This is a genomic window from Janthinobacterium sp. CG_23.3 (assembly GCF_046115965.1).
GTDB lineage: Bacteria > Pseudomonadota > Gammaproteobacteria > Burkholderiales > Burkholderiaceae_D > Janthinobacterium.
Window position 1 is genome coordinate 1 of record NZ_JBJXIB010000022.1, and the last position, 20,301, is coordinate 20,301.

A 20,301-nucleotide genomic window follows, 5' to 3' on the forward strand; every position below is an offset into this window, starting at 1 on the left:
GTTCGACTTGCATGTGTAAGGCATGCCGCCAGCGTTCAATCTGAGCCAGGATCAAACTCTTCAGTTTAATCTCTGTTTAATGACATTGCTGTCAGAGGCATTTTATTGCCTCGGTCGCTCACTCAAAATACTGACAGGCTGTTTCTTGCGAAACATCCTATATTTCTTCTTCGTGAGCATTTGATAATTTAAGTATGCGGCGAACCGAAGTCCGCCGGCACCTTCATCAAATGCCCACATTTATCGACTGTTAATTGTTAAAGAACTTGTTCGGTACTGCTTTCTGCGTTTTCAACAAAGCGTTTTGTTTGTCGTCAGCAGAGAAGGAAGAGTATGCAGCGTTTCGCTTGTTTCGTCAACCCCCTGATTTTCCTGCAACGCCGTTTCCGGCGCTCCCCGTTGCGCTGCAACTACTTGATTTCGCTACTGTTTCAGCGGGGAGGCGAACTATAGCAAAGCGCTCGCATCATTGGCAAGTGTTTTGTGTCGGCAATTCTCGCGGCGCCGCCCAAGCCACTTGGCGCCCCTCCATACCGCGTTTTTAGCAGACTGTCGCAACGGCGTGGCACGACGACCCTGGCCTGCGTAGAGTTGCATCATTCCAACACGCTCTGCGCCAGCTACCCCACCTCGTCGCTCAGTTACACTGGCTATTTATACAGACTACTTTTTGCCCCCGAAAGCCCTATATGTTTTCTCAGTCCACACTACAACAGATCCTGAAGACCGGCCTGCTCTGGCTGCAGCGCGGCTTTGACACGACGGCGACTTGGGTTACCCAGCTGTCTTGGTGGAAATTTTTTCTGTTCGCGGCGCTGGCCTTAATTGCCGGCTCGATTTTGCAGGACGAATTGTTTTCATCCGGTCCCGATGAGGAAGTGGTGATCAAGTCGGACAAGCGCCCGAACAAGAAGACCACCGTCGAAACGAATATCCTGATCGATGACACGGGCATCCACTTCAACCCGCGCAAAAGCATCAACCGGCGCCATTCGGCCAGTGCAGCGACAGTGGAGCCGGCCGAGCCGGCCGAGCCGGCTGAACCGGCTGAACCGGCTGAACCGGCCGAGCCGGGCGAACCGGCAGAACCGCCGATTCCACCGCGGCCGGCCAAGCCGCCGCTGCCGCCCAAGCCCCCCAAGCCGTCCTTTCCGGTGAGCGTCGACGTGTCCGGCGATGAGGTGCACATCGGCCTGCCGCCACGAGTTGGCGAGGAGCTGTCGAACGCCATCGAAGAGGCCGTCGAGGATGCTGCCGAGCAAAAGGTAACGCGTTATCACAAGCAGGCCTCGACCTGGTTCACCAGTTTTGTCTGGCTGCTGGTGTTGACGCTGTTCGCGACCAAGGCTTTGGTCGGGGGAAAAAAGCGCGCCGAAGCCGAAACGATGACGGCGAACGCCGCCGCCGAGCGGGAGTCCATGCAGCGCCAGCTGAGCGAAGCGAAAATGCAGACGATGCAGGCCCAGGTCGAGCCGCACTTCCTGTTTAATACGCTGGCCTCGGTCGAACACTTGATCGAAACGAATCCGCCGCGCGCGTCGGCAATGCAGCGCAGTCTGATTCAGTACCTGCGCGCGGTACTGCCACAGATACGCGAAAACGCCGTGATCACCAACCTCGGCCGTGAAGCCGACATGGTCCAGGCCTATCTGAATCTATTGAAAATGCGCATGGAAGAACGCCTGACCGTGGTGTTCGACATTCCCGACGGCCTGCGCACGGCCGCCTTTCCGCCGATGATGCTGCAATCGATGGTGGAAAACGCCATCAAGCACGGCCTCGAATGCAAGCCCGAAGGCGGCACCTTAACGGTGCGGGCCGAAGTCGCGCACAGCAAGCTGCGGCTCTCGGTTACCGATGACGGCCTCGGCTTTGGCGCCGTGCCGAGCGATGGCACCGGCTTGGGCCTGCCGACCATCCGCGAGCGGCTCAAATTACTGCACGGCGATCAGGCGCAATTGCTGATCGCGCCCAATACACCAAGCGGCGTGTGCGTCACCATCGAGGTGCCGTACCAGTTGTCGAAGTAAAGCGCTGGTCGCCGACCGGCGGCCGGTCCATTCAACGCGGCGCCGCTGCGAAGGTGATTGATTTAATAACCATTTCATTGAATAATTGGCGCTCGCCCAGTTCACACTCTATACCTATGCCTACAGCTATCATTGCCGACGACGAAAGATTGATGCGCGACCAACTGCGCATGCGCCTGGCCCAGGCCTGGCCTGAGTTGGCGATCCTCGGCGAGGCCAAGAACGGCGACGAGGCGATCGAGCTGGTCGACCAGCTCAAGCCGGACTTCACCTTTCTCGACATCCGCATGCCCGGCAAGACCGGCATGGAGGCGGCCCAGGTCATCGGCAACAAGAGCCGCATCGTCTTCGTTACCGCCTACGACGCGTATGCGGTCGAGGCTTTCGAGCGCGGCGCGGTCGACTATGTGCTCAAGCCGTCCGAACTCGAGCGCCTGCGGGTGACTGTCGAGCGGCTCAAAACGCATCTGAGCAAGCCGGCCGTGGACATGAACAGCAGCGTCACCGCGATGCTGTCGCAACTGGCCGAGAAAATTGTCGCCAAGCCCACCTACTTGCAATGGATACAGGCCAGCATCGGCCAGGATTTGCGCATGATTCCCGTCGAGGAGATTCTGTTCTTCCGTTCCGATGAAAAATACACCTGCGTACAGACGGCGAAGTACGAGGCGCTGATCCGCAAGCCGGTGCGCGATCTGGCCGAGGAACTCGATCCATCGCTTTTCTGGCAAATCCACCGCGCCACCCTGGTCAACGTTAACGCTATCGAGGGTGTCACGCGCGATATCCGCGGCCGTCATTTGGTGTTGATCAAGGGTAAGGCCGACAAGTTGGAAGTGAGCCGCAGCTTTTTGCATCTATTTAAGCAGATGTAGATACCCCCGCCGGCGCGATCGACGCGACTTTGCGTCGCGTCAATCCTGCCTGGCTCGCCTTGCATTAGTGTGTAACAGGCCCTCGCGCGGTGTAGACCAACAGCGTGAATCCGGGGTCAGACCCCGAGGGTTTGACCCCGAATTTGCCGCCACTGGATGACGGTTGGCGTTTCCGGCTCTCCATCCCTCCCCCTGTTTGGAGCGCACTATGAGCAAACCGGATCACGCCGGCCCGCGCCGCGCCGCGCCGCTGCTGGCCGCCCTGCTGCTGACGCTGCCGCTGGCCTACCGCTTGCTGAAGGCCGCCGGCGGGCGCGAGCACGCGCGCAACCACGGCATCATCCACAACGCCGGCGACGCCATCATCAGCACCGACGCCGCCCAGACCATCCTGCAAGCGAACCCCGCCGCGGCCGCCATGTTCGGCACCACGGTGTCGGCAATGCATGGCGCGACGCTCGACAAATTCATCCCGCGCGACCTGCGCACCCTGGGCGAGCAGCAAACCGTCGGCCACTTCGGCGACACCGGCATCCACCTGCGCATGATGGGCCGGCGCGCCATCGACCACGCCGTCACCGGCCTGAAGGCAAGCGGCGAGCGCTTCCCGCTGGAGGGGTCGATCGCCAGCCAGAGCGAGGACGGCGCCACCGTCTACACCATCATCTTGCGCGATATCACCGAGCGCAAGCAGATGCACGAGCAACTGGAACGCTCCTTTTCCCAGCTGCGCCAATTGTCGGCGACGCTGCAAACCATCCGCGAAGAGGAGCGTAAGCACATCGCCCGCGAGTTGCACGACGACCTGGGACAGTTGCTGGCGACGCTGAGGCTAGACCTGACCCTGCTGCAACAGCACGCCGACCCGACCCCGGCCAGCGCGCGCATCCTGAGCAATATGGACGGGCTGATCGTCACGGCGATCACTTCGCTGCGCCGCATCGCCGGCAACCTTCGGCCGCGCGCGCTCGACGAGGGCGGCCTGTACTTCGCGCTGCAAAGCCTGCGCCAGGAGTTTGTCCAGCGCCACGGCATCAACGTCGAACTGCTGGCCGACGAGGCCGAGCTGACCCTCGACGACGTCTACAGCACCGCCATCTACCGCATCGTGCAAGAGTCGCTGACCAATATCGCCCGCCACGCGCAGGCGCGCAATGTAACGGTGTCGCTACACCGGATCGACTCCGAACTGGCGCTGGCGATCCAGGACGACGGCCGCGGCATCCAGGAAAGCGACATGGACAAGGCCTCGTCCTTCGGCTTGCTGGGCATGCGCGAACGGGTTTGGAATTTGCACGGCGTCATCAACATCAGCGCCAACGACGGCGCCACCCGCGGCACCCGCATCGACGTCGTGCTGCCGCTGCCGGCCGACGCGGCATGAAAAAAGGCGCTCCGCAGAGCGCCTTTCGACTGTCTAGCTAGCCCGCACTTAGTTAGAACTTGTGCGAAATGCCCAGCTGGTAGGAGGTCAGCGACTTGACGCGCTCGCGGCCGGCGTAGACGTACAGGTCGGTGCGCTTCGACAGGTGGTGGTCGTAGCCAAGGCCGAATTCCTTGACGGTGTCGACGTCCTTCTTGCCGACAACGCTTTGCTGGCCTTTGCCGAACACCGCTTTGGCGTCGCCCGAGCCGATGCTGTAATTCACGCCGACCAGGAAGCCCTCGAACTCGCCGGTTTTCGCGACCTTGGTGTCGCCCTTGGCGTAGGCGCCGGTGACTTTTACATCGCCGAATTTATAGCCGCCGCCAACCACGTACATGTTTGGCTTGGCGGCGTTGGCCAGCAGTTGCGCGGTACGCTCGTAGCCGGCGTGCAGGCTGATCGGACCGTTGTCGTAGGTCAGCAAGGCGGCGTAGCCGGCGTCGGCGCCCGACACTTCGCTCAGCACGACTTGGCCGCTGGCGACGAAACCGCCCATGTTCGGGCTGTTGTAGGTCAGCGCGTTGCTGACCCGCGAGGCCGACACGCCAACGCGCATCATCGTTTCATTGACCTTGCCGACCACGCCGTCGGCGCCGAACGGCTCGACGCGGTTTTGCGCGCCGTCAACCAAGTCCTTGGTGCGGCCCAGGTAGACGGTACCGAAGCTGCCCTTCAAGCCGACTGTGGCTTGGCGGTCAAACAGCCCGCCCTTTTGCATGCCGGTGTCGGCCAGCACTTCGCTTTCCAGGTTGAAGATCGCCGTCAGGCCGTTGCCCAGGTCTTCCGAGCCTTTGAAACCCAGGCGCGAAGCGTGGTTTTCGCGTTCGACAGTGGACGCGCCAGTTGTCTTGGCCAGACCCAGATCGACGACGCCGTAGATGGTGACGTTCGATTGCGCCTGCGCCGAAGCTGCGAAACTGCCGATAACCAGTGCTGCCAGAGTAAGTTTTTTCACTTGATATTCTCTACATTGAGTTGACGAAATTGAGCATTGCAGAGGAGGCCGGCGGACCGGGGAATCGTCGCGATTCCCGTCCAGTCCGTCTGCATCCGCGCTACCGAACCGAATCATGCCTATCAAATGCTTCAACAATATGACATCGGCAAGTTGTTGTTTTTTTGCATCGAATCATTCCGCTGGGCAGGGAATTGTGTGTCGTGGTGTTTTTCTGGAGGGACGGACGGGGGGCGATGCGCGGGGACGGCACAGCCGGGAGATGTGAGCGTGTCGTAGCTCGGATTGGCAGAGCGTCATCCGGCGCCGGGCCGCTGTTGGCGCCAGTCGGGTTACCCATGTCGGCAGACAGCGGAGGACTAACCCGACCTATGAAAAGCGCGCCAACTTAACAACGCGGGGCCAACTTATTTCAGGCGGCAGCTCAGCAGCCAGTAGTGTTCCAGGCGCAGGATGCGGATTTCGCGCACTTGCGCGGCCAGGCGCTTGCGCAGCGTACTGTCGGACGGGAAGTTCTTGATGATCTCGTAGCGCTGGCCGTCGATCGCTGTCAGGAACTGGTAGGTGTTGCCTTCGGCGTCGGTGCGGGCGATGACGTCGCTATGCCCGTCGACGTAGGTGTCGTCGACCAGCACCAGGACAGTGTCCTTGCCCAGCTTGGCGCGCAATTGGCCCAGGAAACGCTCCTGGTCTTCGCGCTTGACGTGCGACCACCAGAAACCGGCGAAGCAGGCGGTGAAGCTGCCGATGTCGGCCGGCAGGTCGAAGGCGTCCGCCAGGCTGAACTCGACGCGTTCGAAACCGCGCGTCTTCGCCAGCTCCAGCATTTCGACGTTGATGTCGGTCGCCAGTACCGACTCCGCCACCTCGTCAAGGGTCTGGGTCCAGTAGCCGGTGCCGCAGGCAATCTCCAGCACCTTGTGGCCGCTCAGGACCTCGTCTATCTTGTCGTGCAGCTCGTCGAGGTCGTCCTCGACGTCCGGGTTGGCGTAGACGCGGTCGTACTCCTGCGCTTCCACGGCGTAGAATTGTGCTAGTTGCTCGGTAATCATGTGTTTCTTCTCTGTCATATATTTATCTAAATGAGTGGTACGCGCCGCGCCATCGGCCCGGCTTATAGTTCGTAGTGTTCCTTCTCGCCGCTCATCGCCTGTTCGATCAACTTCCGGTTCAGCGTCGGCGTCAGCAACTCGATGAAGGTGTAGATATAGCTGCGCAAATAGGCGCCCTGCTTGACCGCCACGCGCGACACGTTCATGCCGAACAAATGGCCGACGGAGATCGCGCGCAGGTTCTTGTCGCGCTCGGCGTCAAACGCCATACCCGCTATGATACCAACTCCCATCCCCAACTCGACATAAGTCTTGATGACGTCGGCGTCGATGGCCTCGAGCAGCACGTCCGGCTTGAGCCCGCGCAACGCGAACGCGTGGTCGATCTTGCTGCGCCCGGCGAAGGCGCCGTCGTAGGTAATCAGCGGAAACGCCGCGATGTCTTCCAGGGTCACCGACTTCCCTTTCAGCAGCGCATGCTCGGGCGGCACCACCACCACGTGCTCCCATTGGTAGCAGGGCAGCGTGATCAGGCCGTCGATGGCGGCGATCGACTCGGTGGCGATGGCCAGGTCGGCCTGGTCGCGCTGGACCATTTCGGCGATCTGCCGCGGATTGCCCTGCAACAAAGACAGCCGCACCTTGGGAAACTTCAGCATAAACGCCTGTACCACCTTCGGCAACGTGTAGCGGGCCTGGGTGTGGGTGGTGGCAATGGTAAAACTGCCGCTGTCCTGGGCCGCGAATTCCTTGCCGATACGTTTCAGACTGTCAATTTCTTGCATAATCAGTTCGACCGACTCCAGCACCAGGCGACCCGGTTCGGTCAAGCCGCGGATACGCTTGCCGTGGCGGGTGAAGATATCGACGCCCAACTCCTCCTCAAGCTCGATGATGGCCTTCGACACACCCGGCTGCGACGTGAACAAGGCCTTGGCGGCGTCGGTCAGGTTGTAGTTTTGGCGCACAGCTTCACGCACGAAGCGCAGTTGGTGGAGATTCATTACGGTTTTTTGCCCTTGATCACGTCATTTCCGATGGTTTTTTGCTTACTTGCACTTCCCTTCCCCCATTTTGCGCTCATGCTTATACGCAATCCGCATATAAGCAAATGAGTAGGAAGTAGTTGGGAATGAAGACGAAGTTTATTACTATTGCAGGTACTTTGGGGGCGCGTACATGACTTTAACTTATATAGTGTCGGGGTTTGGGGTGGGATTGCTGGTCGGCATGACCGGTGTGGGCGGCGGGTCTTTGATGACGCCGCTGCTAACCTTGCTGTTCGGCGTGCCGCCGTCGGTTGCCGTCGGCACCGACCTGGCGTTCGCGGCCGTGACCAAGAGCGCCGGCACGCTGACGCACCGCCTGCGTGGCACCGTGCGCTGGGACATCGTCAAGCTGCTGTGCATGGGCGCGCTGCCGGCCGCCGTGGCCGCCACGCTGGCGCTCAAGTCCTTCGGCGCGCTGGACAAGGAGATCGGCGTCGTGATCCGCTACTCGATCGCCTGCTCGGTACTGCTGACCGTGGTCGCGCTGATCTTCAAGGGCAAGATGCTGAACTGGGTCAACGCCCACCCGGAAAAACAATTGCAGGGCAAGGCGCTGGCCCGCGCCACCGTCATCTGCGGCGCCGCCCTCGGCGTGCTCGTCACGGTGTCGTCGATCGGCGCCGGCGCCATCGGCGCGACGCTGCTGGTGATGATGTATCCACGCATGAGCGCGGCCGAAGTGGCCGGCACCGACATCGCCTACGCCGTGCCGCTGACGGCCATCGCCGCCTTCGGCCACTGGTGGCTCGGCTCGATCGACTGGGTGCTGCTGGGTTCGCTACTGATCGGCTCGCTGCCCGGCATCACCCTCGGTTCCTGGGTGGCGCGCGCGGTGCCCGAGCGCTTCCTGCGCGTGTTGCTGGCCATGACGCTGACCGGCGTCGCCGTCAAGCTGATGTCGCAGTAAGCGGCGGCCAGCGCCCCAACAACTTTAGTATAGTTAACCGCATCCACTATCATTACAGTAGTCGTTCAGCTTTTTTTAGGATTCTTGCCATGTATCAATACGATCAATACGACCACCTCATCGTCAAGGAACGCATTGCCCAATACCGCAACCAGGTAGAGCGCCGGATTGCGAACGAACTGACGGAGGAGGAATTCATTCCCCTGCGCCTGCAAAACGGCCTGTACATGCAGCGCCACGCCTACATGCTGCGCATCGCCGTGCCGTACGGCCTGCTGTCGTCGAAACAGATGCGCATGTTCGCCACCATCGCCCGCAAGTACGACCGCGGCTATGGCCACTTCACCACGCGCCAAAACATCCAGTTCAACTGGATTGAACTGGAACAGACGCCGCAGATCCTCAGCGACCTGGCCTCGGTCGAGATGCACGCCATCCAGACTTCGGGCAACTGCATCCGCAACACCACCTCGGACCCGTACGCCGGCGTCGCCCACGACGAGATCATCGATCCGCGCCCGTACGCCGAAGTGTTGCGCCAGTGGAGCACCTTCCACCCCGAATTCATCGCCCTGCCGCGCAAGTTCAAAGTCGCCATCAACGGCGCCAAGGACGACCGCGCCGCCATCGCCGTGCACGACATCGGCCTGACCGCCGTCTACAACGAGGCCGGCGAAATCGGCTTCAAGGTCATGGTCGGCGGCGGCATGGGCCGCACGCCCATCCTGGGCAGCGTGATCCGCGACTTCCTGCCGTGGCAGCACCTGCTGACCTACACCCAGGCGGTGATGCGCGTCTACAACCAGTACGGCCGGCGCGACAACAAATACAAGGCGCGCATCAAGATTTTGCTCAAGGCCATCGGCGCCGAGGAATTCGCCCGCCAGGTCGAGGCCGAATGGGTCGACCTGAAGGACGGCCCGGAAACCCTGACGACCGAGGAAATGTCGCGCGTGGTGGACTACTTCAAGCCGCACGCCTACGCCACCCTGCCGGCGCTGGACCCGCTGCTTGAGCACGCCGACAACAAGGCCTTCGCCAACTGGCTGCAACGCAACGTCAAGCCGCACAAGGTGCCGGGCTACGCCATCGCCGTGCTGTCGCTGAAGAAAACCGGCGTGCCGCCGGGCGACGCCACCGCCGAGCAGATCGACTTCGTCGCCGAGCTGGCCGACCGCTACAGCTTCGGCGAACTGCGCGTCACCCACGAGCAAAACCTGGTGCTGGCCGACGTCGAGCAGTCGCAGTTGTTCAAGCTGTGGCAGGAAGTCAAGGCGCACGGCCTGGCCACGCCGAACATCGGCTTGCTGACCGACATGATCTGCTGCCCGGGCGGCGACTTCTGCTCGCTGGCCAACGCCAAGTCGCTGCCGATCGCCGCCGCCATCGCCGAGCGCTTCGACAACATCGATTTCCAGCACGACATCGGCGAGATCGAACTGAACATCTCGGGCTGCATCAACGCCTGCGGCCACCACCACGTCGGCGCCATCGGCGTGCTGGGCGTCGACAAGGACGGCAGCGAATGGTATCAAGTGTCGATCGGCGGCTCGCAAGGCAACCACGCCGCCATCGGCAAGATCATCGGACCGTCGTTCTCCTCGCTGCAAATGCCGGAGGTCATCGACCGCCTGCTGCAAGTCTATGTGCGCGAGCGCTACGAGGACGAACGCTTCGTCGACACCGCCCAGCGCCTGGGCGTGGCGCCGTTCAAGGAACACGTATATGCAACGCCGATCAAGGTCGGCCATCTGGTTGGGGAAGACGACTATGTTTGAAGTACGCGAAGAAATCATTAAGAACGCGGCCGTGGTGGCGAACCACTGGGGCCTGCTGCGCCTGGACGAGGGCGACAGCGCCGACAGCGTAACCGTTCCGGCCGGCAAGGCCATCGTGCCGCTGGCGGTCTGGCTGGCGCGGCGCGCCGAGCTGGCCGCGCGCCTGCCCGACATCGGCGTCTGGCTGGCCAGCGACGAGCGCCCGGAGGCGCTGGGCGCCGACGTCGCGCTGCTGGCCGTCATCGCCGTCGACTTCCCGAAATTCACCGACGGCCGCGGCTACTCGATCGCCTACAACCTGCGCGCCCGCCTCGGCTTCAAGGGCGAGCTGCGGGCCATCGGCGACGTGCTGCGCGACCAGTTGTTCTCGATGCACCGGGTCGGCTTCGACGCCTACGCGACGCGGCCGGACCGCAGCATCCACGACGCGCTCAAGGGCCTGTCGGTGTTTTCCGAAACCTACCAGGCGTCGTGGGACGACAAAACGCCACTGTTCCGGCGCCACCACCGCGAAGCCCCTACACCGGACGCCGACGTCGGCTTCGGCATTTAAGGAAACGACTCCATGAACGACCTGACCGCCCTCGTCGCCAGCACCCGCCAGACCTTAGAGCGCATCGCCAGTGACTTCACGCCGGCCGTGTTCGCGTCCAGCCTGGCCGCCGAGGACATGGTGCTGACCGACCTGATCCTGAAGGCGAAGCTGCCCATCGGCATCTTCTCGCTGGAAACGGGCCGCCTGCACGCCGAAACCCTGGCCGTGCTCGACAAGATCAAGGCGCGCTACGGCGCCGACGTCGCGCTGTACCGCCCGCAGCCGGGGGCGGTCGACGCCTACGTCGCGCAACACGGCTTGAACGCCTTCTACGACAGCGTCGAGATGCGCCGCGAATGCTGCCGCGTGCGCAAGGTCGAGCCGCTCGGGCGCGCCCTGGCCGGCAACAAGGCCTGGGTCACCGGCCAGCGCCGCGCCCAGTCGAGCACGCGCGCCGAGTTGCACGTCGAGCAAGACGATCCCGACCACGGCATGACCAAGTTCAATCCGCTGGCCGATTGGAGCGAAGAGGACGTATGGCAATACATTCGCGATAACAATGTGCCTTACAATGCCTTGCACGACCAAGGCTATCCGTCGATCGGCTGCCAGCCGTGCACCCGCGCCGTCGAACCGGGCGAGGACGTGCGCGCCGGCCGCTGGTGGTGGGAAAACCCGGACTCGAAGGAATGCGGCCTGCACATGGTGGACGGCAAACTCATACGCATCAAATCCGTTGCAGCTTGAATCAACACACTATCAATAACATCAGGCCTATGAATACCATATTAAACGAGCGTCACCTCGATAGCCTCGAGTCAGAAGCGATCCACATCATGCGCGAAGTGGCGGCCGAGTGCGCCAATCCGGCGCTGCTGTTCTCCGGCGGCAAGGATTCCGTCGTCATGCTGCGCCTGGCCGAAAAAGCCTTCCGCCCTGGCAAGTTCCCCTTCCCGCTGGTGCACATCGACACCGGCCACAACTTCGCCGAGGTCATCACCTTCCGCGACAAGAAAGTGGCCGAACTGGGCGAACGCCTGATCGTCGGTTCGGTCGAGGAATCGATCCGCCGCGGCACCGTGCGCCTGCGCAACCCGGCGACCGACTCGCGCAACGCCGCGCAAGCGGTGACCTTGCTTGAAACCATCGCTGAACACAAATTCGACGCCTGCATCGGCGGCGCCCGCCGCGACGAGGAAAAAGCGCGCGCCAAGGAGCGCATCTTCTCCTTCCGCGACGAGTTCGGCCAGTGGGACCCGAAAGCCCAGCGCCCCGAGCTGTGGGACTTGTACAACACCCGCGTGCATCCGGGCGAAAACATGCGCGTGTTCCCGATCTCCAACTGGACCGAGCTGGACGTGTGGCAATACATCGCCCGCGAAAAGCTGGAACTGCCGCCGATCTACTTCGCGCACCAGCGCCAGGTGATCCCGCGCAACGGCCTGCTGGTGCCGCTGACCGACCTGACGCCGGCGCTGCCGGGCGAGACCGTCGAAACGCAAGTGGTGCGCTTTCGCACCGTCGGCGACATCTCCTGCACCTGCCCGGTGTCGTCTAGCGCCTCGACGGTCGAGCAGATCATCGCCGAAACGGCCGTCACCCAGATCACCGAACGCGGCGCCACCCGGATGGACGACCAAACCTCCGAAGCGTCGATGGAAAAACGTAAGAAAGCAGGGTACTTCTGATGAACGCAATCAACGACAACATTTCCGAACGCGGCATGCTGCGCTTCATCACGGCCGGTTCGGTCGACGACGGCAAAAGCACGCTGATCGGCCGCCTGCTGTTCGACAGCAAGGGCATCTTCGCCGACCAGCTCGACGCCATGTCGCGCTCCAAGCACAAGCGCACCGTCGGCGACGCCGTCGACCTGTCGCTGCTGACCGACGGCCTGGAAGCCGAACGCGAGCAAGGCATCACCATCGACGTGGCCTACCGCTACTTCGCCACGCCGAAACGCAAGTTCATCATCGCCGACACCCCCGGCCACGAGCAATACACCCGCAACATGGTCACCGGCGCCTCGACCGCCGACGCCGTCATCATCCTCATCGACGTCTCCAAGGTCAAGCTGGGCGACGACGGCAGCGTCGAACTGCTGATCCAGACCAAGCGCCACTCGACCATCGCCCACCTGCTGCAAATCGAGCACGTGGTCGTCGCCGTCAACAAGATGGACCTGGTCGGCTACGACGAAACCGTCTACAAGCGCATCGTCGCGGCCTACCGCGAATTCGCCGTCAGCCTGGGCCTGAAGGACATCACGCCGATTCCCCTGTCGGCGCTGACCGGCGACAACGTCGTCGAGCGCGGCGACAAACTGGGCTGGTACACCGGCCCGACCCTGATCGAGCTGCTCGAATCGCTGTCGGTCTACGACGACTCGCACGACGCGCCGTTCCGCTTCCCGGTGCAACTGGTGGCGCGCCACAACGGCCACGAAGCCAATGACTTCCGCGGCTACATGGGGCGCATCGAAGCGGGCAAGGTCAGCGTCGGCGACAAGCTGGTGGTGCAACCGTCCGGCCAGAGCGCGACCGTCAAAGACATCGTCACCATGGACGGCTCGCTGGCCAGCGCCGTGGTCGGCCAGTCGGTCACGCTGCTGCTCAATGAATACCTCGACATCTCGCGCGGCGACATGCTGGCCGGCGCCGACCGCCCGGCCACCTTGCTCAAGAACGTCGTCGCCGACGTCTGCTGGCTGTCCGAGGACGGACTCGACCTGCGCCGCAAGTACTGGATCAAGCACGGCACCAAGCAGACCGCCGCCAAGGTGACGGCGATCGAGACCCTGCTCGACATCAACACCCAGCAGCGCCACCCGGCCGAGGGGCTGAAGCTGAACGACATCGCGCGCATCGCGCTGACCGTGCAGCAAGCGCTGGCGGCCGACGCCTACGACGACATCCGCGCCACCGGCGCCTTCATCCTGATCGACGAAGTGACGCATCAAACCGTCGCCGCCGGCATGATCCGGCTCGGCTAAGGAGAACGGCATGGCACCCGCATCCCACTTCGGTAAAGTCTTCCTGATCGGCGCCGGCCCCGGCGCCCAGGACTTGATGACCATGCGCGGCGCGCGCCTGCTGGCGCAAGCCGACGTCGTGCTGCACGACGCGCTGGTCACCGGCGAGATGCTGGAGCTGTGCCCGCAGGCATTGAAGATCTTGGTCGGCAAGCGCTGCGGCCAGTTGTCGACGGCGCAAGCCTTCATCAACAAGCAACTGGTCGACAACGCGAAGAAATTCGCGCTGGTGGTGCGTTTGAAGGGCGGCGATCCGATGCTGTTCGGCCGCGCCGACGAGGAATTGCGCGCGCTGGAGGAAGCCGGCATCGACGTCGAGGTGGTGCCCGGCATCACCACCGCGCTGGCGGCGGCGGCGGCCAGCAAGCAGCCTTTGACCAAGCGCGGCGTGGCGCGCAGCGTGGCGTTTTTCACGTCCAGCACCGCGCCCGACCAGCCCGACCACGTCGCCATTCCCGACAGCGACACGCTGGTGCAGTACATGGGCGGACGCGAGGCCATCGCCACGGCCAAGCGCATGCTTGAACAGGGCCGCCGCGCCGACACGCCGGTGCTGGTGATTGAAAATTGCAGCAGGCCGGACCAGCGCGTGCTGCGCCTGGAACTGGCCACGCTGGCGCAGGGACTGGGCGCGACCCACGGCCCGGTGCTGGTGATGCTGGGCGACGCCATGGCGATGCGCGAACACCAACAGGTGGGCGCCGAATCCGGCGCACCGGCGACGGGCCGCCTCAGCGCCTGCCTCAGCGCCTGATTCCCGGGCGCCGGTGCGCACCTTAGCGTTCATTTAAACCAGAAGCGTAAAACCGAGGCCAGGGCCTGAAGGCCGGGCCTTCTCGCCTTGGCGCCGGCTCTTTGCCCTTGCTGGGTTTTTCCGCGTTGCCGGCCCGCTAATGTCTATTCGCGCGCGCGTTCCCGTATTTTGACTACCGGGACAGGCGATAGTTGTGTATAAGATTAGCTCTTTCAGCTTGCCTAGTTTCCGAAATATGAGTCAGTCGCAAAACCGATCTATCTTTGTGTCGGCGCTTCTCTGTGTCTGCCTGAGCGGATGTTCGCTTGTCAAACTCAAGGAAGAGTCGAAGACCTTCTATTCCTCCACGGTGTTGGCGGGATATGTCTCCAGCGCGGCCCCATGGGACAAGCCCATTGTTGTCGCCGCCTACTCGACACGCAATGGCCGCCTGGAAATCGCGCACCACACCGTGCTGCACGAGGCCGGCGGATACGAGCTGATTGTGCAAAAGGGAGAGTACGGCTTGTTTGCGTTCGGCGACGCCAACGGCAACCTGCGGCTGGACGCCGGCGAACCGGTCGGCGACTATGCGCCCGCGCCGGTGCCCGCCAGCGGCACGGGCGCCGTGGTGAACCTCGATTTCGTCATATCGGCCAAGGCGCAAGGCGCCATTCCGCCCGGCACCTCCGTCGCCGCCGCCGCGTCCGGGAACCAGCACAGTACCCAGGTCGGCGCCATCGCCAAGCTCGACGACGCGTTGTTTTCGTCCGAATCCGGGCGCCGCGGTTATTGGGCGCCGGTGGATTTTTTCAAGGAGGTGGGCGGCAATATCTACTTCCTGGAGGAATACGATCCGCGCAAGACGCCGATTCTGTTCGTCCACGGCGCGGCCGGTTCGCCACAGGACTGGAAATACTTCCTCCAGAGGCTGGACCGGAGCCGGTACCAGCCATGGGTTTTCTATTATCCGTCCGGTGCCTCGCTCGACTCCATGTCCTACCTGCTGTACTGGAAACTGGGCAATCTGCAGCGGCGCTACCATTACGACAGGCTCTATCTGACCGCGCACAGCATGGGCGGTCTGGTGGTGCGCTCTTTCCTGGCCAACTATGGCGAGCAGTTCCCCGCCGCCAAATTGTTCGTCAGCCTATCGACGCCGTGGGGCGGCGACGCGCTGGCCGACAGCGGCGTGGCGTACTCGCCCGCCGTCATACCCTCGTGGAACGATGTGCGGGCCAGCGGCCGCTTCGTGCAAACGCTGTTTCAAAAACCGCTACCGCGCGAGCTCGACTATTACCTGTTCTTCGGCCACGCCGGGCGTTACAGCCCCTTGCGCCCGGCCAGCAACGACGGCGCCATTACCCTGGCCAGCCAGTTGCGCCCGGCCGCCCAGTCCGAGGCCACGCGCGTCTTCGGCTACGACGCCGACCACATCGGCATCCTGTCGTCGCCCGAGGTGTTCGCCCAATACGCCGCGCTGCTCAAGGCGGCCGACAAGCGCGACCGCGGCGGCGACGCCGCGCGCAACGGCAACGTGCGCGTGGCGTTCTCCTACGCCCGGCCGGACGAGCACCCGGCATCGCCGCCGGTTCTGGTGCTCACGCCCACCGACCCGGCGCGCGAGCGTATTGTCTTGCCGATCAGCGCGCGCGACAACGGCCGCGCACTCGGTCCCTTCCCGCCCGGCGACTACAACGTGGGCTTGCTGGCGCATGCGTTCCGGGCCACGCCGGCCAGCATGCCGGTAAGCATAGGCGCCGACGGCGTCGCCGATCTGCGCTTCCTGCTCACCCCGCAGGGCACGCTTTCCGGTTACATCGGCGCCGACGCCACGCCCGCCGACAATCCCGCCGGTAGCTTTCGCCGGCACCGCCGCGACATTCAGATCGAGTCCATCGTGCTGACCAATGGCGAGGACCGGCGCGAGATCAGGCCGCTCGACGAAACCAGGGACCGCACCGTCGAAAGCTATATGGCGGGCCGCGACTACGTTTTCAATACGTTTTTTTCGTTTGTCGGCTTGAACGAGGGCAGTTATGAATTGACGATCAAGGTCGCCGGTTACCAGCCTTACCGCCACGTCTACCAGGTGGTGCCGGGGAAATATGGCTATTTGACGCCTATCGACTTGAGCGCGCTGAAGTAAGCCGGCTTAGCCGGCGCGCGCCGCCCTTGGTTGTTTGGCTTCGCCAGCGCGCCCACGTCCGCGGTTTCAAACGAGGACGCTTGCGGCAGCAGGCGCTGCAACGTCGCCGCCACGCGCAGCAGGCGCGGGTCGCCGGCCTCGGCTTCGTCGCAGGTGTCGTTGATGCAAAAGAACAGCAGACGGCCGAAATCGGCCTGCAGCGCCGCCAGTTGCAGCTCGGCGCCCTGCGCCCCGCTGCTGATGTGCAAAGGGTCGAGGATGGCCTGGCGCGCGTAGCCCATCTGCACCATCCAGCGCGGCACCAGGTCGGGCAGCAGCGGCGGCACGCGCCACGAGCGGAACACCGTCGAACGCACCTGCTCGAACAGCTCGCCGGCGAGCGCCTCCAGCTCGCGCATCGCGCTCTTCAGCATCGGCCGCGGCGCGTGCGAATACAGCCGCGGCTCGTGGCGGTAGTGCGGATAGCGCCGCGCCAGCCAGTGCTTCGATAGGATCGCCGCGTTGACCAGCGCCGTGCCGTCCTCCTGCAGCGCGTCGCGCTCGGGCACGGTGGCGGTTTCGGCGAACACCGTCAGGCGCTCGCCGAACCAGTTCGCCGGGTCCACCGGCTGGCCGAAAAAGACGTCGTCGTTCAAGTAGATGAAGCGCTCGGCCAGGCCGGGAATGTGGTGCAGATACGATTCGATGTGGCCGGAATCGAACACCGGCATGGCCGCCGCCGGGATCAAGTCGCGGTGGTCGACCAGCGTCAGGCGCTCGGACGGGCGCAGCCAGGCCGGCGCCTGGCGGTCGGTGACGATGTAGACGTGCCCGTGTTCGGGAAAGAATTTTTCCAGCGCGCGCAGGTTGTAGCGCAACTCGCCATTGTCGCGGTAGCGCCCCGAAACGTTGCCGTGCACCGCCAGTTGCCGCGGATGGCGCGCCGTCCAGTCGGCGTAGGCGCGGCTGCGCCGCTCGCTCCAGGCCGGGTCGGCGCCGTCGACCCACAGGTAGACGATGTCGATGCGCGCGGGCGCAAGGGCGGCCCCGGCCCCGGCCGCGGTCGGGCCGGCGTCGGGCAGCGCGCAGCCCATCAGGTGGCGTCGTCGGCGCCGACGCAGTAGTCGGCGATGGCGGCCAGCACGCTGGCGTGTTCGCCGACCGCCTCGACTACCTTGAGGTCAAGCTGCGGATAGTCGCGCCGCAGTTGCTCGACCATCAGCGGCAGGTCGCGCAGCACGTGGCCGCCCTGCCCCAGGAACACCGGCACCAGGGTCAGCTCGGCCACGCCGGCGCCGACCAGTTCGGCCACCTTCTCCGGCAGGCGCGGCGTCATCAGTTCGAGGAAGGCCAGCGAGACGTCGACGCCGGGCAGGCGCGCCTGCGTCAGCGCGCGCAGGCGCTCGAACGGCGCCGCCCAGGATGCGGCGCGGGCGCCGTGGGCGAACAGGATCATCGCGCGTCGGTGCGTCATCAGTGTCTTTCCACCCACCACAAGGCGCCCAGCGCCAGCAGCAGGTACAGCGCACTCGGCGCGATGGCGGTCAACAAGGCCGGCCAGGTGCTCAGCAAACCCAAATGCGAGAACAGGGTGTTGACCAGGATGAAGCTGACGCCGATCATGATGCCGATGAAGATCTTCAGGCTGACGCCGCCGCTGCGCGTGTGCAGGTAGGCGAACGGCAACGCCAGCGCCATCAGCACGAAAATGGCCATCGGGTCGATCAGCTTCTTCCAGAAGGCGATCTTGAAGCGGTCGGTTTCCTGCTTGTTCTCGGCCAGGTGGGCGGTGTAGACCCGCAGTTCGGCGGCCGACATGCGCGCCGGATCGGACGAGGAGACCGTCAGTATCCTCGGCGTGATCTCCGAGACCACGTCCTTGCTGGCGCTCTTCTGGGTGGCGACGGCGCTGGTTTCCTGGATGAAGTTGTTCTTCAGGTTGGCCTCGACCCCGGGCGTGAGCACGGTGCTGTTGGAGAAGCGCGTCTCCGTCACGTCCAGCAGGCGCCAGACGTTGCTGCCCTGGTAGGTCGCGGCGGCGGCGACGGTGATCGAGCGCAGGCGGAAGCTATTGTCGAACTCGTACAGCTTGACGTCCTTCAGCCGGCCGTCGGGACGCGCCTCGCGCACGTTGAAAAAGCGCGCGCCGGTGGCGGCGCCGCTCAGGCCCTCGCTCTTGACGATGTCCTTGGTCCACATGCCGGAGCGAAATTCGCTGGAGACGGTGGTGCCGCGCGCGCTCAGCTTGATGCGCTCGGCGATGGGCGCGGTGCGCGGCGCGATCAGCTCGCCGAAAATGAAGGTGATGATGACGAACACCACGCCGATGCGAAACAGGAACCAGGCCGCCATCGCGGTCGACATGCTGGCCGCGCGCATGACCGTGAATTCCGACGTCGAGGCGAACTGCGCCATCGTGTAAATGGTGCCGATCAGCGCCGCGATCGGCATCACCTGGTAGACGTGGCCGGGGATCAGGATCAGCACATACAGGAAGGCCTGGGTGCTGCCGTAGCCGTTCTTGCCGACCAGCGGCAACTCGCCGGTCAGGTCCATGAAGGCCAGCAGCGCCAGGAAGGCGAGCAGCACGAAGCCCACCGCCTGGGCGATCGAGACCGCGAAATAACGCTGTAAAATCTTCATGTCGATGCCGGTTTGTTCAGGCGGCGGGCGCGTTTCACCGCGCCCAGCAGGACCAGGGGATGGTAGCGGTGGTTGACGTTCAGGCGCCAGGTAAACAGCAGCAGCGCCACCAGCGCCACCACCAGGTGCAGCGGCCACCAGGACGCGCCGAACGACAAGCGGCCCTGTTTCACGCTGGCCTCGACCAGCTTGATCAGATTGTTATAGGTGAAAAACACCAGCAGCGCGATGATCAGGTTGACCGAACTGCCGGCGCGCGGATTGACGAAGCCCAGCGGAATGGCCAGCAAAATCAGCACCAGCGTGGTGATCGGCGCGCTGACGCGCCACAACACCTCGGCCATGGTGTACTGGTTGCGCTCCTTGAGCAGGGCCATCGTGGTCATCGAGTCGACGTTCAGTTCGCCGCCCGGCTCTTGCGCCTTGCTGGCCACGCGCATGCTGTAGCGGTCGAACTCCATGGTCTGGAAGTCGGACTGGCCCGGCTTGCCCTGGTAGCGCCGGCCGTTCTTCAGCACCAGGAAGCGCTCGCCCTTGGCGTCGGTCGAAATCACGCCTTCCTTGGCCACCACCACCGTGGTGCCCTTGGCGTCGAGCGTATTGACGAAGACGTTTTGCACGTTGGCCTTCTCGCCGGAGACGCCCTCGACGAAGAAGATGCGGTTGCTCGACGCCGATTCATTGAACTGGCCGGGCGAGACTTTTTGCAAGTCTTCGCGCTTCTGGAAGCGCTCGACGTATTCATTGCTCTTGTGCTTGGCCCACGGCGTCGCGTACAGGCTCAGCACCGCCGTCAACGCCACCAGCGGCAGGCCGAAGGTCAGCACCGGGCGGATCCAGCGCACCAGGCTCATGCCGGAAGCGAACCACACCACCATTTCGGAATCGCGGTAACTGCGCGTCACCACCATCAACACTGAAATAAAACTAGTGAGTATTAGGATAGTTGGCAGATAATTCAGGGCTGCGAAGATGATTAATGCAATCACATCGCTTGAGTCAACCTTCCCGCCCGCGGCCTCGCCGAGGATCTTGATCAGCGTCCAAGTAACAAAGATGGAAAACAACACCGTGAAGATGCCCCCTGCGGCACTGGTCAGTTCACGTTGTAGGGCGCGATGAAAGATCATTCGATGTATGGGCTTCGTGTCGGTGAGTT

At 63.4% G+C, this 20,301-nt stretch carries 18 protein-coding genes and 1 rRNA gene; 11 read left to right on the forward strand and 8 right to left on the reverse strand.

Going from position 1 to position 20,301, the window contains the following annotated elements; translation table 11 throughout:
- Nucleotides 1-67, reverse strand: a 16S ribosomal RNA gene (locus ACFDR9_RS07970); the annotation flags it as partial.
- A gap of 622 nt (nt 68-689) precedes the next feature.
- Between ACFDR9_RS07970 and ACFDR9_RS07975 the strand changes: the two genes are divergently transcribed.
- The 3 genes from ACFDR9_RS07975 (at nt 690) to ACFDR9_RS07985 (ending at nt 4,289) form a co-directional block, all read left to right on the forward strand.
- Complete coding sequence (locus ACFDR9_RS07975) at nt 690-2,030, forward strand: sensor histidine kinase (protein WP_409030663.1); 1,341 nt, start codon at nt 690-692, stop codon at nt 2,028-2,030.
- A gap of 116 nt (nt 2,031-2,146) precedes the next feature.
- A complete protein-coding gene (locus ACFDR9_RS07980; protein ID WP_409030664.1) occupies nt 2,147-2,905 on the forward strand; it encodes a LytR/AlgR family response regulator transcription factor in 759 nt (252 codons plus the stop codon).
- A gap of 208 nt (nt 2,906-3,113) precedes the next feature.
- Nucleotides 3,114-4,289, forward strand: coding sequence for a PAS domain-containing sensor histidine kinase (locus ACFDR9_RS07985; RefSeq protein ID WP_017876827.1), 1,176 nt, complete (start codon nt 3,114-3,116; stop codon nt 4,287-4,289).
- Between the two features lie 52 nt (nt 4,290-4,341).
- Here ACFDR9_RS07985 and ACFDR9_RS07990 read toward each other — a convergent pair whose 3' ends face one another.
- The 3 genes from ACFDR9_RS07990 to ACFDR9_RS08000 form a co-directional block, all read right to left on the reverse strand.
- Nucleotides 4,342-5,286, reverse strand: a complete 945-nt coding sequence (locus tag ACFDR9_RS07990) for a porin (protein WP_409030665.1) — start codon at nt 5,284-5,286, stop codon at nt 4,342-4,344.
- 407 nt (nt 5,287-5,693) lie between these two features.
- Entirely contained in the window at nt 5,694-6,356 is a 663-nt protein-coding gene (locus ACFDR9_RS07995; RefSeq protein WP_232429699.1) for a class I SAM-dependent methyltransferase, read from the reverse strand.
- A gap of 44 nt (nt 6,357-6,400) precedes the next feature.
- Nucleotides 6,401-7,342 carry a CysB family HTH-type transcriptional regulator gene (locus tag ACFDR9_RS08000; protein ID WP_017876830.1) on the reverse strand — a complete coding sequence of 314 codons (942 nt, stop codon included), beginning with the start codon at nt 7,340-7,342 and terminating at the stop codon, nt 6,401-6,403.
- Between the two features lie 175 nt (nt 7,343-7,517).
- Here ACFDR9_RS08000 and ACFDR9_RS08005 point away from each other — a divergent pair, with 175 nt between their 5' ends.
- The 8 genes from ACFDR9_RS08005 to ACFDR9_RS08040 all read left to right on the forward strand — a co-directional run bounded on the left by ACFDR9_RS08005 (nt 7,518) and on the right by ACFDR9_RS08040 (nt 16,520).
- Complete coding sequence (locus tag ACFDR9_RS08005; RefSeq protein WP_026132907.1) at nt 7,518-8,294, forward strand: sulfite exporter TauE/SafE family protein; 777 nt, start codon at nt 7,518-7,520, stop codon at nt 8,292-8,294.
- 89 nt (nt 8,295-8,383) lie between these two features.
- Entirely contained in the window at nt 8,384-10,072 is a 1,689-nt protein-coding gene (locus ACFDR9_RS08010; protein WP_017876832.1) for a nitrite/sulfite reductase, read from the forward strand.
- Nucleotides 10,065-10,625 carry a DUF934 domain-containing protein gene (locus ACFDR9_RS08015; RefSeq protein ID WP_017876833.1) on the forward strand — a complete coding sequence of 187 codons (561 nt, stop codon included), beginning with the start codon at nt 10,065-10,067 and terminating at the stop codon, nt 10,623-10,625. The genes ACFDR9_RS08010 and ACFDR9_RS08015 overlap by 8 nt, the downstream gene beginning before the upstream one ends.
- A gap of 12 nt (nt 10,626-10,637) precedes the next feature.
- Entirely contained in the window at nt 10,638-11,354 is a 717-nt protein-coding gene (locus ACFDR9_RS08020) for a phosphoadenylyl-sulfate reductase (RefSeq protein WP_409030666.1), read from the forward strand.
- A gap of 29 nt (nt 11,355-11,383) precedes the next feature.
- Nucleotides 11,384-12,295: a sulfate adenylyltransferase subunit CysD gene (cysD, locus tag ACFDR9_RS08025; RefSeq protein ID WP_409030667.1), complete on the forward strand. Its 912-nt coding sequence runs from the start codon at nt 11,384-11,386 to the stop codon at nt 12,293-12,295.
- Nucleotides 12,295-13,599: a sulfate adenylyltransferase subunit 1 gene (locus tag ACFDR9_RS08030; protein ID WP_409030668.1), complete on the forward strand. Its 1,305-nt coding sequence runs from the start codon at nt 12,295-12,297 to the stop codon at nt 13,597-13,599. Before cysD ends, ACFDR9_RS08030 begins: the two co-directional genes overlap by 1 nt.
- A gap of 10 nt (nt 13,600-13,609) precedes the next feature.
- Complete coding sequence (gene cobA, locus ACFDR9_RS08035) at nt 13,610-14,392, forward strand: uroporphyrinogen-III C-methyltransferase (RefSeq protein ID WP_409030669.1); 783 nt, start codon at nt 13,610-13,612, stop codon at nt 14,390-14,392.
- A 265-nt stretch (nt 14,393-14,657) separates the two neighbouring features.
- Nucleotides 14,658-16,520 (forward strand): lipase family alpha/beta hydrolase, encoded by a 1,863-nt coding sequence (locus tag ACFDR9_RS08040; RefSeq protein ID WP_409030670.1) that lies wholly within the window; start codon nt 14,658-14,660, stop codon nt 16,518-16,520.
- Here the strand turns inward: ACFDR9_RS08040 and ACFDR9_RS08045 are convergent.
- The 4 genes from ACFDR9_RS08045 to lptF are packed head-to-tail and all read right to left on the reverse strand — an operon-like array spanning nt 16,484 to nt 20,272.
- Complete coding sequence (locus ACFDR9_RS08045; protein ID WP_409030671.1) at nt 16,484-17,593, reverse strand: stealth family protein; 1,110 nt, start codon at nt 17,591-17,593, stop codon at nt 16,484-16,486. The genes ACFDR9_RS08040 and ACFDR9_RS08045 overlap by 37 nt on opposite strands.
- Nucleotides 17,593-17,973 carry a sirohydrochlorin chelatase gene (locus tag ACFDR9_RS08050; protein WP_409030672.1) on the reverse strand — a complete coding sequence of 127 codons (381 nt, stop codon included), beginning with the start codon at nt 17,971-17,973 and terminating at the stop codon, nt 17,593-17,595. Before ACFDR9_RS08050 ends, ACFDR9_RS08045 begins: the two co-directional genes overlap by 1 nt.
- On the reverse strand, nt 17,973-19,142 hold the full coding sequence (gene lptG / locus ACFDR9_RS08055; protein ID WP_409030673.1) for an LPS export ABC transporter permease LptG: 1,170 nt from the start codon (nt 19,140-19,142) through the stop codon (nt 17,973-17,975). The genes ACFDR9_RS08050 and lptG overlap by 1 nt, the downstream gene beginning before the upstream one ends.
- On the reverse strand, nt 19,139-20,272 hold the full coding sequence (gene lptF / locus ACFDR9_RS08060) for an LPS export ABC transporter permease LptF (RefSeq protein WP_026132908.1): 1,134 nt from the start codon (nt 20,270-20,272) through the stop codon (nt 19,139-19,141). Before lptF ends, lptG begins: the two co-directional genes overlap by 4 nt.
- Nucleotides 20,273-20,301 lie beyond the last annotated feature (29 nt).